Raw genomic sequence first — 13,645 nt, 5'->3', positions numbered from 1 at the left:
GGAGACACCGCGGCCGGTGCGCGCCGAGTGCGCCGCCTCGCGACGCGGAGGACTTGACGGAGCGGGACGCGCTCGGCGCTACTGGAAGACGTGCCGGGCGCACATGCGTGGGGGGCCCGCCCGGCGCCGACCCGGTGTACCCACCCCCGCCGGACGCATGCCGAAGGGGTGACCGGTGCGGTCTCGATGGGCGGCGGCAGTCGCACTGCTGGCCTCGGTGCTGCTCTGGACCCTGTGCTCCCCGGTGCCGGCGGCGGACCGGCCCGCCCCGGCGCATCCCGCCGCACAGCAGCACGGTCCGGCCGAGGCGGCTCCCGGGGCCGTCGACATGCCCGAGACCGTCAGCAAGCCCTTGCCCGGCGAGGGCGAAGCCTCGCTCCACCGGCCCCTCGTCCGCCCGCCGAGGGCCTCGGAAGCGGCAGGGGCGGCCGGCCCCGCCCATCCGACGGCCGGCGCACGGCGACGATCCGCTCCCCGGCCGTACCCGGTGGGACCGCCACCGGGCCGGGGCCCGGCCGATCCGGCCCCCAGCACCGCCGGCCTGCAGACATTCCGCTGCTGAGCGACCGCGGTACCGCCCAAGGCCTGCGCCGTGCGGCCGGGTACCGCCCGTCGCGCGCTCCCCGAGCCGGTCCACGGTGACGAGCAGGCCTTCTCGTGTCCCGGAAACCGTGACGACACAGGAGGCACACACATGCACGGAAAGCGCGTTCTCGTGGTGCGGCCCGACGAACTCGGGCCGAGCGAGCACAAGACGTGGAGAGACCTGCGCGCCGAGTCCGGCGCACCGGAGAACCCGTTTCTCGACCCGGCGTTCACCACGGCCGTCGGACGGGTCAGGCCCGGCGCCAGGGTGGCCGTATTACAGGACGACGGGACACCCGTCGGATTCCTCCCGTACGAGAAGGGGCCGCTGGGCCAGGGCCGGGCCATCGGGCTCGGGGTGTCGGACAGCCAGGGCGCCGTCCTGCGCCCCGGCCTCCGGCTCGACCCGCGCACCCTGCTCGCGGCCTGCGCGCTCTCCTCGTGGGAGTTCGACAACCTGGAGGCCGGTCAGCACCTCTTCGTGCCGCACGCCGTCGAGGAACTCGCGAGCCCGGTCGTCGACCTCGACCGGGGATACGAGCACTACACCGACGGGCTGCGCGCCCGTTCCCCCCATTTCCTCAAGCAGACCCTGGCCAAGGAGCGCAGGCTCGCCCGGCAGGTCGGCGAGGTGCGGTTCGTGTACGACGCCCGGGACCCCGAGGCGTTACGGGCGCTGATGCGCTGGAAATCCGCCCAGTACCGGCGGACGGGCCGCCGGGACCGGTTCGCCCAGCAGTGGATCACCCGGCTGGTGGACCTGCTGGCGCACGGCGACGATCCCGAGTGCCGCGGACTGCTCTCCGTGCTGTACGCCGACGGCCGCCCCGTGGCCGCCCACTTCGGCCTGCGCTCGGCCACCGTGCTGTCCTGGTGGTTCCCCGCGTACGACCGTGACCACGGCCGGTACTCACCCGGACTGGTGCTGCACCTGCGGATGCTCCGGGCCGCCGCCGCGGACGGCATCCGCACGGTCGACCTGGGCAGCGGCCCCGCCCGCTACAAGGACTCCCTCAAGACCCGTGAACTCCCGGTCTACGAGGGTGCCGTGGTGCGTCCGGGACCGGGCGGGGCCGCGTACCGGCTGGGCCGGGAGCCGGCGCGGGCCGCCCGTCGCTTCGTGCGCGGCCGTCCCCTGCTGGCCGACGCGGCCCGGCGCGCCCTGACGGGGGTGGGCCGGCTGCGCGAGCGCTGACCGCGTCCGGCGTACGCCGACGTCAGTACGCGGGGTTACTCCCGCCGTCAGATGTCCGCGCCGCCCGGGCCCGGCACCGTGGGTCGGGTGAAACTCAGCCGCCCCGCACGCCGGGCCCACCTCGTCATCCATGTCCTCGCCTCCGCCGGCTGGCTCGGACTCACCGTCGGGCTGCTCGCGCTCGGCATCACCGCGAACACCACCGGGTCCGCGGCCGTGGTGGAGGCGTCCGTCCGGGCCATGAAGCTCTTCGCGGACTGGCTCATGCTGCCGGTCGCCTTCCTGACGCTCCTCAGCGGTCTCGTCCTGTCCCTGGGCACGCCCTGGGGACTGGCGAGGCACCGCTGGGTGTGGACGAAGTTCTGGCTGACCCTGGCCACGACCACCGCCACGGCCTTCGTGCTGCGGCCGGGCGTGAACGCCGCCGCGGCGGCCGTGTCCGCCGGGCACCCCCTGCCCGACGGGGGCGACGTCCTCATGGGGCCGATCGTCTCCCTGACCGCCTACGTCTTCATGACGGTGATCTCGATCCTCAAGCCATGGGGGCTGACCCGCCGCGGCCGACGCCTCCGCGAGGCCGCCCGGAGGCCGGGGCGGGCCGAACCGGCACGCCTCTGATCAGGGGCACGTCACAGGGTGCGCTCCAGCCGGTCCGCCATCAGCCGCACGAAGCGCGCCGGGTCCTTCGGCCGGCCGCCCTCCGCCAACACAGCCAGGGAGTGGAGGAGTTCGGCGGTGTCGGTGAGGTCCGAGCGGTCCTCGCGCTCCCCGTACGCCTCGTTGAGGCCCTTCACCAGCGCGTGATCCGGGTTGAGCTCGAGGATGCGCTTGGTGCGCGGCATCTCCTGGCCCATGGCCCGGTACATGTTCTCCAGCGCCGGCGTGAGATCGTTCGCGTCGGCGACGAGACAGGCCGGGGACACCGTCAGCCGCGTGGACAGCCGCACCTCCTTGACGTCCTCGTCCAGCCGCTCCCGCATCCAGTCGAGCAGACCCGCGTACTCCTCGGCCTGCTGCTGCCGTTCGCCCTCGCTCCTGTCGTCCTCCCGCGCGCCGAGGTCGACCTCGCCCTTGGCGATCGACCGCAGCCGCTTGCCCTCGTACTCGCCCACGGCGTCGACCCACATCTCGTCGACGGGATCGGTGAGCAGCAGCACCTCGATGCCGCGCTCCCGGAACGCCTCCATGTGCGGGGAGCTGTCGATGCTCTCCCGCGACTCGCCGGTGATGAACCAGATGTCGTCCTGCCCGTCCGGCATCCGCTCCACGTACTGCTTCAGTGTGGCCGTGCCGTCGTCCCCGCGCGTGGTCGCGAACGAGGTCACCGCGAGGAGGGCGTCACGGTTGTCGGGGTCGGTGACCAGGCCCTCCTTCAGCACCGCGCCGAACTCCCGCCAGAACGTGGCGTACCGCTCGGTGTCACCGGTCATCATGCTCTTGACCGACGCCAGCACCTTCTTGGTGAGCCGGCGCTGCATCATCCGGATGTGCCGGTCCTGCTGGAGGATCTCGCGGGACACGTTCAGCGAGAGGTCCTGTGCGTCGACCACGCCCTTGACGAACCGCAGGTACGGCGGCAGCAGCGCCTCGCAGTCGTCCATGATGAAGACGCGCTTCACGTACAGCTGCAGCCCGTGCCCGGAGTTCCGGGCGAACAGGTCGTGCGGGGCGTGCGACGGGACGAACAGCAGGGCTTGGTACTCGAAGGTGCCCTCGGCCTGCAGCTGGATGGTCTCCAGCGGTTCGCGCCAGTCGTGGCCGATGTGCTTGTACAGCTCGTGGTACTCCTCCTCGGACACCTCCTCGCGCGAGCGCGCCCACAGCGCCTTCATCGAGTTCAGCGTCTCGGGCCCGGCCGCCTCGCCGTCCCCGCCCGTCTCCCCGACGAGCCTGATCGGCCAGGTGATGAAGTCCGAGTAGCGCTTGACGATCTCCTTGATCTTCCACACCGAGGTGTAGTCGTGCAGCTGGTTGTCGGGGTCGGCCGGCTTGAGGTGCAGCGCGACCGAGGTGCCCTGCGGCGCGTCGTCGACCCGCTCCAGGGTGTACGTGCCCTCGCCGCGCGACGTCCACCGGGTGCCCTGCCCCTCGCCCGCGCGCCGGGTGAGCAGGGTGACCTCGTCCGCGACCATGAAGCCCGAGTAGAAGCCGACGCCGAACTGGCCGATCAGCCCCTCCGTCCCGGTCCCGTCCTGCGCATCCCGCAGCTCCCGCAGGAGCTGAGCGGTGCCCGAGTTGGCGATCGTGCCGATGAGCTGCCCGACCTCGTCGTACGACATGCCGACGCCGTTGTCCCGCACGGTGAGGGTGCGGGCGTCCTTGTCGATCTCGAGCTCGATGTGCAGGTCGGAGAGGTCGGCGTCGAGGGAGTCGTCCCGCAGCTTGGCCAGACGCAGCTTGTCGAGCGCGTCGGAGGCGTTGGAGACGAGTTCACGGAGGAAGACGTCCTTGTTCGAGTAGACCGAGTGGATCATCAGCTGGAGCAGCTGACGGGCCTCTACCTGGAACTCAAACGTTTCGGTCGGCATGATGCGTGATTACCTCACTGATCCACGGATCACCGGATACTGACGCGATCACTTTAGTGAATGAGGGCGTCAGCCGGGCGTGTTCGCCGCCGAGTCCAGGAGGGGGCCCAGTTCGCGGGACACCGTCGTCAGGGGGCGGATGTCCCGCTCCGCGCGGGCCATGAGGATCGCCCCCTCCAGGGAGCTGATCATCAGGGTGGCGAGGGGCCGGGCGCGTTCGGCGGGGACGCCCATGTCCGACAGGGCCAGGGCCACCGCACCGGTCCACCCGGCGAAGGCGGCCGACACGGCCTCACGGGTCGACGTGGCGGACTCGGCGCAGTCCACCGTGGCGGCGGCGACCGGACAGCCGCCGCCGAAGCCCTTGCTCTCGTACTCGTCGGTCCACTGCCGGACCATCTGCGCGAACAGCCCGCCGGGCGTGGGCTCGGGCAGCGCGGCGAGGAACCGGGCGACGCGCCCGGCCGCGTACCGGCCCGCCCACCCCACCGCCTCGTTGACGAGCTGCTCCTTGCCGCCCGGGAAGTAGTGCTGGAGCGATCCGCGCGGCGCCTCCGCGTGCGCGGCCACCTCGCGCATCCCCGTCGAGGCGACCCCGTCGCGCCGGATGAGCTGGGCCGCGCTGAAGACCATCCGCTCCCGTGGTCCCCGTTCGGACACCGCCATCCCCGACCTCCCGCGATTTCCCTCCCTCACCCTATGACGGCTGTCATGACGGCGGCTACTATGACAGTGGTCATAGAGCGGGTGCCGCGTGAGCGCGGCCCGGAAACGGCGGTGCGTCGTGCGCGTGGGTTTCATCGGACTCGGAGTCATGGGCCGGCCCATGGCGCTCAACCTCGCCCGCGCCGGAACACCCCTCGTCGTCTGGAACCGCACCCCCGCCCGGTGCGCCCCTCTGCGCGAGGCCGGGGCCGAGGTCGCCGGGAGCGCCGGCGAGGTGTTCGAGCGGGCCGGCACCGTGCTCCTCATGCTGGCCGACGAGACGGCCGTCGACGCGGTGCTGGGGCGCGGCACCCCGGACTTCGCCGCCCGCGTCGCCGGACGCACCGTCGTTCACATGGGCACGACCTCGCCGGAGTACTCGGCCGCCCTGGAGGACGCCGTCCGCGAGGCGGGCGGCGCCTACGTCGAGGCCCCGGTCTCCGGCTCCCGGGCCCCGGCGGAACAGGGGCGGCTGGTCGCGATGCTGGCGGGCGACCCCTCCGCCGCGGCGGCCGTACGGCCCCTGCTCGCCCCGATGTGCCGCGAGGCGTTCGACTGCGGCGCGGTGCCGGGCGCGCTGCTGATGAAGCTCTCGGTGAACCTGTTCCTGATCACCCAGGTCACCGGACTGACCGAGGCGTTCCACTTCGCCGACCGGCACGGGCTCGACCGCCGCCGCTTCCTCGACGTCCTGGACGCCGGCCCGATGGCCAGCGCCGTCTCCCGGATGAAGGCGCCCAAGCTGCTCGCCCGTGACTTCGCGGTCCAGGCCGCCGCCGCGGACGTGCTGAAGAACAACCGCCTGATCGCTCAGGCCGCTCGCAAGGCCGGCCTGGCCTCCCCGCTCCTCGACGTCTGCCACGCCCTCTTCGGCGAGACCGTGGCCGGCGGTCACGGCGGCGAGGACATGGTGGCCGTCCTGCGCGCACTGGAGACCAGGACCGATGGGACCCCGGCCGGCTGAGTCACCTCTTTTGACATACCTATAGGTCCATATCTATCCTCCTCGGGTGACCGACTCCGCCAGCGTCCCCAGCCGGGACATCGACCGCACGGCCTCCGGCCTCGCGGCGTGTCTGCCCGCGCTGCACCGGGCCCTGGACCGGCACGTCGCGGCCTCCTACCCGCACCCCAAGCCCCCCGAGGGGCAGCTCGCGCTGCTGCGGTTCGTCGCGCGGAACGAGGGCGCCACCGTGCGCGAGGCCGCGCGGGCACTGCTGATGAAGCCCAACAACGTCAGCACCCTGGTCTCCCAGATGACCGAGGCGGGGCTGTTGGAGCGCCGGCAGGACAGCGCCGACAAGCGGGTCGCCCACCTGTACCCGACCGACACCGCCCGTCGGCGGGTGGCCGAGGTGCGCGAACTGGAGACCGCCCACATCAGGCAGGCCCTGATGTCCCTCACCGACGGCGAACTCGGCGCCCTCGGTTCCGCCGTCGGGGCGCTCACCGCCCTGACGAGCCGGCTGCACCCCGCCGCCCACTGACGAGCCGCGCGCTCCCGGCGCCGCCCGCCGTCCCTTCGTTCCACGTGTTCCACCTCATCAAGAGAAGGCTCACCCATGCCCTCGTCCACATCAGTGGATCGCTCCCCCCTGCCCGCGACCGCCCCGGCGCCCGCGCCGGCCGGCCGGCTGCGGTCCAACCCCTGGCTCACCCTGTGCGCCGTCGCGTTCGGCCTGTTCATGGTGCAGCTCGACGCGTCCGTCGTCGCCATCGCCAACCCGGTCATCGGCAGCGAACTCCACGCGACCACCGCCCAGTTGCAATGGGTGACCAACGCCTACCTGCTCGCCCTCGCGGCCACCCTCATCCTCGGCGGCAAGCTCGGCGACCGCTTCGGACGGCGCACGTACTACCTCGCCGGCGTCGTCGGATTCACCCTCGCCTCGGTCGCCATCGGCCTGTCCGGATCCATCGAGGGCGTCGTCGTCTTCCGCGCGCTCCAAGGCGTCTTCGGCGGCCTCCTCATGCCCAACACCCTCGGCCTGCTGCGGGCGGTGTTCCCGCCGCGCAGGTTCGGCATGGCGGTGGGCATCTGGGCCATGGTCTCGGCCGTGTCGACGGCCCTCGGCCCCATCGTCGGCGGCCTGCTCGTCGAACACGTCAGCTGGGAGTCCGTGTTCTACATCAACGCGCCCATCGGCGTCGCCGCGCTGATCTTCAGCGCCTGCGTGCTCCCGCAGAGCCGCAACGGCACCGGCCGCCACCGCTTCGACCTCCCCGGCGTCGTCCTGCTCGCCCTGGGACTGCTGTGCGTGGTCTTCGGCGTGGTCAAGGGCGAGACCTGGGGCTGGACCTCGGCGGGCACCCTGGGCGCCGTCGCCGCCGGTGTGCTGCTCCTGGCCGTCTTCGGCCTCTACGAGACCCGCGTCGAGCACCCGCTGCTGCCGATGCGCCTGTTCCGCAGCCGGACGCTGACGGTGGGCGCGGTCATCACCGCGCTCAACTTCTTCGTCATGCTCGGCGTGATCTTCTTCGTGATGCTGTACCTGCAGAACGTACGCGGCCTCACCCCCGTCGAGGCCGGCGTCCACACCCTGCCGCTCAGCCTGGCCTCCCTGGTCGCCTCCCCGCTCGGCGCGGCCCTGACCCAGCGCCTCGGCGCCCGGTTCACCATGCCGCTCGGCATGCTGCTCCAGGCCGCCGCCTGCTTCGGCATGCTGACCTGGCAGACCGACTCGTCGTACGCCACGATGTGGCCGCCGTTCGTCGCGCTCGGCCTCGGCGTCGGCATGGTGATGGCCGCGTCCTCCGAGGCCATCGTCGGCAGCGCCCCGGTCAGCGACGGCGGCGTGGCCGGCGGACTGCAGGCCACCACCCTGCAGATCGGCGGCGCGCTCGGTACGTCCGTCCTGGTCTCCCTGATCAGCGGCAGGGTCGGCGCGACACTCACCGGGGAACTGACCGCGGCGGGCGTGCCCTCGGCCCTGGCGCAGCGGCTGCGCGAGGCCAAGGACGCGGTCGCCATGGGCGTCGCCCCCGTCTCCGCCGACATGCCGGCCGGCCTGCGGGCGGCCGTCGCGCAGGGCAGCGGCCAGGCCTTCCTCAACGGCGTCCACACGGCCGTCGTCGTCACCGGTCTGCTGTGCCTGGCGGGCGCGGCACTGGCCGCCGTGGGCGTCTCCCGCCCCGCGCGGGAGCCGGCGGCGCACTGACACGGAGGTGACGGGCACCCCGCCCGGGGGTGCCCGTCACCCCGCCACCGGACCAACGCACCGCGCTGACCAGGCAGAACCCGCAGTTCACCGTCGCGAGGCGGGCTTCCCGCCGACCACGGCGACCCGATGTCGGAGACACCTGTCACACTTCAGTGGCGTGCGGGGGAGCGATGCGGGTAGTCGCGCGGTGTGATCGGTGAGTGAAGGCGGACCGGATGGAACCAGTTCCAGTCGACGAGGGGGACACGGTGCCAGGCGCACCGCGGCTGCGGGCTTCGTACGCCCTGGACGACGACGGAGCCTGGATAGCCCAGGCACGCCGTCTCGCCGCCGCGTTCCTGACCCGGGCGCGGGCGGAGGACGGCCTGCCGGTGTCGACCCGCGCGGTGGAGGTCACCCAGCTCGTGGTCAGTGAGCTGGTCACCAACGCCCGCAAGTACGCTCCGGGCCCCGTCGGCCTCGACCTGCGGGTCGCCGGCGACGCCGTCGAGGTGATCGTCCGGGACGGCAACCCCGCGCCACCGGTGGCCCGGGACGCGGACCCCGGCCGGGTGGGCCAGCACGGACTGGAGATCGTGATGGCCGTGGCCCAGGCACTGGACGTACGGCAGGAGCCGGCCGGCAAGAGCATCACGGCCCGCATCTCGCTCCTCGCCTGAACCGCCGGACCCCGGGGCTCACCCGCCGTCCCCGGCCGGCAGCGGCTGTTCCGTCCGGATGACCTTGCCGTCCGCCGTGTACCGCGTGCCCCGGCGTTCGGCGAACCCGGCGACGAGGAACAGCCCGCGTCCGTCCTCGTCCGTGGTGGTCGCCCGGCGCAGGGGCGGGGAGGCGCTGCTGCCGTCGGACACCTCGCGGATCAGGGCGCGGTCGCGGACGAGCCGTACCCGGACGGGCGGCGAGGCGTGGCGGACGCCTCGCGCCGCCTCGGCCCGGGGCCGCGGCACCGCACCGGGGTCCTCGGTGGCCGGCGCCGTGCACACGCCCCGGCGCCCGGGCGGAGGTCGCGGTCACCACCGGGCGGAGGCGGCCCGGGAGACCGGCCGTGTCCCTTTTCCGGCACCGCCGCGCGGGCGGGAGCGAACGCGTCGGCGCGCCGCCGTCCGGCCCGCTGTCCGGCGGGGCCGGCACGGCCGGAACAATGGGGTCGCCGGTGCGGTTCTCACCGATGAACGCCGCAGGACATGTGGGAGAAGGGCGAGACGAAGATGACGACGAACGAGGAGAGGGCGCTGCTCGCGGGCGGCTGCTTCTGGGGCATGCAGGAGCTGATCCGCACGTTCCCGGGCGTGCTGACCACTCGGGTGGGCTACAGCGGCGGTGACGTGCCGAACGCGACGTACCGCGACCACGGCACCCATGCCGAGTCGATCGAGATCACCTACGACCCCGCCGTCACCGACTACCGCACGATCCTGGAGTACTTCTTCCAGATCCACGACCCGAGCACGAAGAACCGGCAGGGCAACGACATCGGGACGAGCTACCGCTCCGCCATCTTCTACGTCGACGACGAGCAGAAGCGCGTCGCCGAGGAGACGATCGCCGATGTGAACGCCTCGGGGCTGTGGCCGGGCGCCGTGGTGACCGAGGTCGTGCCGGCCGGCCCGTTCTGGGAGGCCGAGCCGGAGCACCAGGACTACCTCCAGCGCTACCCGGACGGCTACACCTGCCACTTCCCGCGGCCCGGCTGGCGGCTGCCGAAGCGCGCGGAGGGCTGACCGGACGCCCGCCCCGGCCCGGCCCGTCGTGGGCCGGGGCGGGCGCGGCGGGTCAGCCGAACTGGCCGGGCCGGTAGTCGCCGGCGGGCTGCCGGTTGATGACGTTGACGCGGTTGTAGGCGTTGATCACGGCGATCAGCGAGATCAGCGCGACGAGCTGCTCCTCGTCGTAGTGCTTGGCGGCGTTCGCCCAGGCCTCGTCGCTGACGCCACCGGCCGCGTCGGCGAGCCGGGTGCCCTGCTCCGTCAGTTCCAGCGCGGCGCGCTCCGCCTCGGTGAAGACCGTGGCGTCCCGCCAGGCGGCGACCAGGTTGAGGCGGACCGAGGTCTCCCCGGCCGCGGCGGCGTCCTTGGTGTGCATGTCGGTGCAGAAGCCGCAGCCGTTGATCTGGCTGGCGCGGATCTTCACCAGCTCCTGGGTGGCGTCCGGCAGCCCGGAGTCCGCCACCGCCTTGCCCGCCGAGTTGACGTGCTTCATCACCTTGGCGGCGAGGGGGTTGGTGAAGAAGTCGAGGCGCGCTTCCATGATGGTCTCCCCGGTCGTTTTTCGTGGTTGCACAGCACTGACGGACGGGCTCCCCCGTGTGTGACCGGAAGGGGAGTGTGACCTGCGTCTCACCGTCGGGTGACACCGGGCAGCGCGCCGTTCTCGGGGTGCCGGACGACCGATAGCCTGGCCGGATGAACGGGGAGCGGAGCGTCGGTGAGTGAGCGTCGGGAACGCGACTGGACGGACATGACGCCCGGGGACTTCGACCTCGACGCCCCGCTGTGCCTCAACGTGGGAACCGGTCCCGTCGTGGTGCCGGCCGAGCCGGACGAGTACGGCACGGCGCCGCTGTTCGGGGAGGAGACCCCGGTCCCGGGCCCCGGACCGCGCCGTACCCCGCGCCGGACCGCCCCCGACGGGCAGGGGCGGCTTTTCTGAATCCGGCGCGGGGCACTGTCACGTTCAGGGGAACCGGACGACCTTGGACGGGATGGTGTCCGTCCCCGATGTCGGGGCGCCCGTGTCGTTGATGACGTGGCGGTACTGCCCCTTGCCGCCGAGCGAGATCACCTGCAGGTGCCGCATCCTGATGCCGGGCTTCACCGGCACCTGGAATCCGTGGTGCTGCACGATGGTGTCGTCGGACGTGTAGTTGCAGTAGCTGCCGAGCGCCCAGGCCTCGTGCTCGTTCACCGAGTCGGCGACCTTGTAGGCCGCGTATCCGACGATGCCGTCATGGGTGATGGCGGCCTCGTTCGGGGCGTCGTACGCCTTCTCGTTCTGGAAGAAGACCGTGCGGCCGCGTTCGCCGCTCCAGACCACGTCGTACTTGTTGAAGTGCTCGACGAACAGGCCCGTGGTGAGGACGTCGTCGCCGTTGACGCGCAGTCCGTAGTCGGCGCGGTTGGTCTCCCAGCCGACGCCCTCGCCGTGGTCGGCGCGCCAGATCCAGGTGTGGTCGATGAGCACGTCGTCGCTGTTGACCACGACGGAGTCGGTGGCCCGGCCCGGACCCGCGCCGCCGATGCGGATGAACACGTCCTGCATGGTGGTCGGGTTGGCGGAGTGGTCCGCGGAGGAGCCCTCCTCGCCGATCCGCAGCAGTGTGTCGGAGTTGACCGGGCCCGCGTCGATCAGGAAGCCGGCCAGCCGGACGCCGTCGACGTCCGCCACGTGCATGGCGTCGATCCCGTTGTCCGGGATGATCGTCGCCAGACCGAGACCGAGCACGACCGTGTCGGCACGGTCGACCTCGATGGTCTGATCGATGTGGTAGACGCCGGGCGTGAACAGCAGGTTGAGGCCCTGGTCGAGCGCGGCGTTGACGGTCGCGGCCGTGGCACCGGGCTTGACCACGTAGAACCGGTCGAGCGGCAGCGAGGTGCCGCCCGCGTTGGCCGGCCAGGACACACCGCGCGCGTCGGTGCGCTTGGCGGGCACGAACACCCTGTACTCGTCGCCGTCGAGGTACAGGAACGGCTTCTCGCGCGAGATCGGCGTGGTGTCGAACGTGGTGTACGGGCCGGTCTCGAAGTTGCTCGCCGGAGCTCCCTGGACGCCGGTGAACGTCATGTTCCACACGCCGTTGGTCCAGCCGCCCACCGAGCTGTCCCGGGTGTACCACTGCTGCTGGGAGTACGGGCCGACGGTGCCGTCGATCTTCGAGTCGGCGATGTAGCCGCCGGAGGCCCAGCCGTAGCCGTTCGGGGCGAGGTTGAGGCCGCCCTTGACGTGGATCCGGCGGAACGGGGCCGCCTGGGCGACCGCCCACCGGTTGGTGCCGTTGACGGGGTTGACGGCGAGGTTCTCCGCCGAACGCCAGAAGTTCTGCGTGGCGTTGCCGTTGAACCAGCCGGCGTCCACGGTGATGTCGCCGTTGATCTGGACGTCGTCGGGGTTGAGGCCGAGCCCGGAGACCGAGGTGTAGAAGCCGAGTTGGGCGTTGATGCCGTTGTACGTGCCCGGCTTCAGCAGGAACTGGTAGCGCCCGCTGCCGAACTGGCTCGTCTCCTGCTGGGCGAAGACCTGGTCGAACTTCTGCTGGAGGTCCGGCGTGGACGGGTCCACGACGATGACGTTCGGACCCAGGTCGCCGCCGCCCTCGATCGGACCGCCGCCGTCGTCCGACGTGGTGTGCACGGCGACCTCCCACAGGGAGTAGCCGTAGCCGGTCGCGCGGGCCGTGCCGAGGACGCGTACGTACCGGCCCGAGCCGCTCACCCCGTAGGACGCCCGGCCTCCGGTGGCGCCGGTGACGGACTCCAGCGTGGTCCAGTTCTGCCCGTCGGCGGAGGCCTCGATCCGGAAGTCCTCGGCGTAGGCGGCCTCCCAGTTCAGGTCCACCCCGCACAGGTCGCGCACCGCGCCCAGGTCGACCCGCACCCACTGCGGGTCCGAGGCCTGGCTCGACCAGCGGGTGCCGGCGTCACCGTCGAAGGCGGCGGAGGCGGGGGTGCCCGCGTTCTCCGTGGAGGAGGCGGTGGCGGGCTTTCCCCGGGCGGCGTTGGCCGTGCCGCAGGAGGCGGGCGGGTCACCGTCGCCCGTGGTGCCGAAGACCTGGAACTCCCACAGCGAGTAGCCCCACGCGGTGGCCCGGTCCAGGCCCTGCATACGGACGTAGCGGGCCTGCCCCGACACGTCCACGGTGTCGGTGCCGCCGTCGCTCCCGGTCACGGTCCTGGCGTCGGACCAGCTCCCGCCGTCCTGCGAGAGCTGGATCTTGTAGTCCTTGCCGTGGGCGGCCTCCCAGTTCAGGACGACCCGGGTGACCGACGCCGTGGCGCCGAGGTCGACCTGCAGCCACTGGTCGTCGCTCGCGGCCGACGACCACCGGGTGCCCGTGTCGCCGTCCACCGCGCCGCTCGCGGGGGTGCCGGCGTTCTCGGTCGAGGAGGCGGTGGCCGCCTTGCCCTGGGACAACGGGGTCTCGGCCGCGGCGGCCGGGGCCTGGGCGGCGGGCAGGGTGACGAGCGCCGCCGTGGCGACGAGCGCCGTACCCAGGGCTCTGCGTCTCAGGCGGCTCGAGTGCTTCATGTGTCTCATGCGTCAGCCTTCTGCTGGTGCGATGTGGGGATGCGGGCGAGCCCGCGTGCGGACGGGCATGCCGGAGGACTGAACACGGCCCCGCGACCGCTTAGTTCAGGGTTTGATTTAAGTGGTGAGACATGACGCGGGCAAGCCCTCGGACGGGAATTGGTGAGCGGGTGCCCGTCGGTGGGGCGGCACGCCGGGCCGGATCCGCATGCCTTGACCGCCGGGCC

Annotated in this window: 12 protein-coding genes and 1 pseudogene; 8 read left to right on the top strand and 5 right to left on the bottom strand. The window is 72.3% G+C overall.

All coding sequences use genetic code 11. From position 1 onward, the window contains the following. Positions 1 to 694 precede the first annotated feature (694 nt). Together ACZ62B_RS32520 and ACZ62B_RS32515 are read left to right on the top strand one after the other, a co-directional pair. On the top strand, positions 695 to 1,780 hold the full coding sequence (locus tag ACZ62B_RS32520; RefSeq protein WP_344562600.1) for a GNAT family N-acetyltransferase: 1,086 nt from the start codon (positions 695 to 697) through the stop codon (positions 1,778 to 1,780). Between the two features lie 51 nt (positions 1,781 to 1,831). Continuing rightward, positions 1,832 to 2,398, top strand: a complete 567-nt coding sequence (locus ACZ62B_RS32515) for a DUF2269 family protein (protein ID WP_344562598.1) — start codon at positions 1,832 to 1,834, stop codon at positions 2,396 to 2,398. A gap of 11 nt (positions 2,399 to 2,409) precedes the next feature. Here ACZ62B_RS32515 and htpG read toward each other — a convergent pair whose 3' ends face one another. Together htpG and ACZ62B_RS32505 are read right to left on the bottom strand one after the other, a co-directional pair. Then, positions 2,410 to 4,308, bottom strand: a complete 1,899-nt coding sequence (gene htpG, locus ACZ62B_RS32510; RefSeq protein ID WP_469693087.1) for a molecular chaperone HtpG — start codon at positions 4,306 to 4,308, stop codon at positions 2,410 to 2,412. Positions 4,309 to 4,377: 69 nt separating this feature from the next. After that, positions 4,378 to 4,974, bottom strand: a complete 597-nt coding sequence (locus tag ACZ62B_RS32505; RefSeq protein ID WP_344562594.1) for a TetR/AcrR family transcriptional regulator — start codon at positions 4,972 to 4,974, stop codon at positions 4,378 to 4,380. A gap of 118 nt (positions 4,975 to 5,092) precedes the next feature. Here ACZ62B_RS32505 and ACZ62B_RS32500 point away from each other — a divergent pair, with 118 nt between their 5' ends. The 4 genes from ACZ62B_RS32500 (at position 5,093) to ACZ62B_RS32485 (ending at position 8,833) form a co-directional block, all read left to right on the top strand. Then, entirely contained in the window at positions 5,093 to 5,977 is an 885-nt protein-coding gene (locus ACZ62B_RS32500; RefSeq protein WP_468724664.1) for an NAD(P)-dependent oxidoreductase, read from the top strand. 46 nt (positions 5,978 to 6,023) lie between these two features. Next, on the top strand, positions 6,024 to 6,500 hold the full coding sequence (locus ACZ62B_RS32495; protein WP_344562590.1) for a MarR family winged helix-turn-helix transcriptional regulator: 477 nt from the start codon (positions 6,024 to 6,026) through the stop codon (positions 6,498 to 6,500). A gap of 75 nt (positions 6,501 to 6,575) precedes the next feature. After that, positions 6,576 to 8,171: an MFS transporter gene (locus tag ACZ62B_RS32490; RefSeq protein WP_468724668.1), complete on the top strand. Its 1,596-nt coding sequence runs from the start codon at positions 6,576 to 6,578 to the stop codon at positions 8,169 to 8,171. 218 nt (positions 8,172 to 8,389) lie between these two features. Beyond that, entirely contained in the window at positions 8,390 to 8,833 is a 444-nt protein-coding gene (locus tag ACZ62B_RS32485; protein WP_344562586.1) for an ATP-binding protein, read from the top strand. Positions 8,834 to 8,851: 18 nt separating this feature from the next. Here ACZ62B_RS32485 and ACZ62B_RS32480 read toward each other — a convergent pair. Further along, positions 8,852 to 9,088 (bottom strand): annotated as a pseudogene (locus tag ACZ62B_RS32480) (ATP-binding protein); the annotation flags it as partial. Between the two features lie 294 nt (positions 9,089 to 9,382). Here ACZ62B_RS32480 and msrA point away from each other — a divergent pair. Then, positions 9,383 to 9,895, top strand: a complete 513-nt coding sequence (gene msrA / locus ACZ62B_RS32475) for a peptide-methionine (S)-S-oxide reductase MsrA (protein WP_344562584.1) — start codon at positions 9,383 to 9,385, stop codon at positions 9,893 to 9,895. 52 nt (positions 9,896 to 9,947) lie between these two features. Here the strand turns inward: msrA and ACZ62B_RS32470 are convergent, their stop codons facing one another. Then, positions 9,948 to 10,421, bottom strand: a complete 474-nt coding sequence (locus ACZ62B_RS32470) for a carboxymuconolactone decarboxylase family protein (RefSeq protein WP_344562582.1) — start codon at positions 10,419 to 10,421, stop codon at positions 9,948 to 9,950. A 177-nt stretch (positions 10,422 to 10,598) separates the two neighbouring features. Between ACZ62B_RS32470 and ACZ62B_RS32465 the strand changes: the two genes are divergently transcribed. Further along, a complete protein-coding gene (locus ACZ62B_RS32465; protein ID WP_344562580.1) occupies positions 10,599 to 10,823 on the top strand; it encodes a hypothetical protein in 225 nt (74 codons plus the stop codon). Positions 10,824 to 10,847: 24 nt separating this feature from the next. Here ACZ62B_RS32465 and ACZ62B_RS32460 read toward each other — a convergent pair whose 3' ends face one another. After that, positions 10,848 to 13,400 (bottom strand): discoidin domain-containing protein, encoded by a 2,553-nt coding sequence (locus ACZ62B_RS32460; RefSeq protein ID WP_344562796.1) that lies wholly within the window; start codon positions 13,398 to 13,400, stop codon positions 10,848 to 10,850. Positions 13,401 to 13,645 lie beyond the last annotated feature (245 nt).

Source organism: Streptomyces sp. NPDC053426 (genome assembly GCF_055585405.1).
The sequence above is the reverse complement of the archived record's forward strand: the minus strand, read 5'-3'. Positions and strand labels throughout refer to the sequence as shown.

Bases quoted from the DNA above. Each gene is read 5' to 3' on its own strand.
- ACZ62B_RS32520 (WP_344562600.1), top strand. From the start codon at position 695: ATGCACGGAAAGCGCGTTCTCGTGGTGCGGCCCGACGAACTCGGGCCG.
- ACZ62B_RS32515 (WP_344562598.1), top strand. From the start codon at position 1,832: ATGTCCGCGCCGCCCGGGCCCGGCACCGTGGGTCGGGTGAAACTCAGC.
- htpG (WP_469693087.1), bottom strand. From the start codon at position 4,308: ATGCCGACCGAAACGTTTGAGTTCCAGGTAGAGGCCCGTCAGCTGCTC.
- ACZ62B_RS32505 (WP_344562594.1), bottom strand. From the start codon at position 4,974: ATGGCGGTGTCCGAACGGGGACCACGGGAGCGGATGGTCTTCAGCGCG.
- ACZ62B_RS32490 (WP_468724668.1), top strand. From the start codon at position 6,576: ATGCCCTCGTCCACATCAGTGGATCGCTCCCCCCTGCCCGCGACCGCC.
- ACZ62B_RS32485 (WP_344562586.1), top strand. From the start codon at position 8,390: ATGGAACCAGTTCCAGTCGACGAGGGGGACACGGTGCCAGGCGCACCG.
- msrA (WP_344562584.1), top strand. From the start codon at position 9,383: ATGACGACGAACGAGGAGAGGGCGCTGCTCGCGGGCGGCTGCTTCTGG.
- ACZ62B_RS32470 (WP_344562582.1), bottom strand. From the start codon at position 10,421: ATGGAAGCGCGCCTCGACTTCTTCACCAACCCCCTCGCCGCCAAGGTG.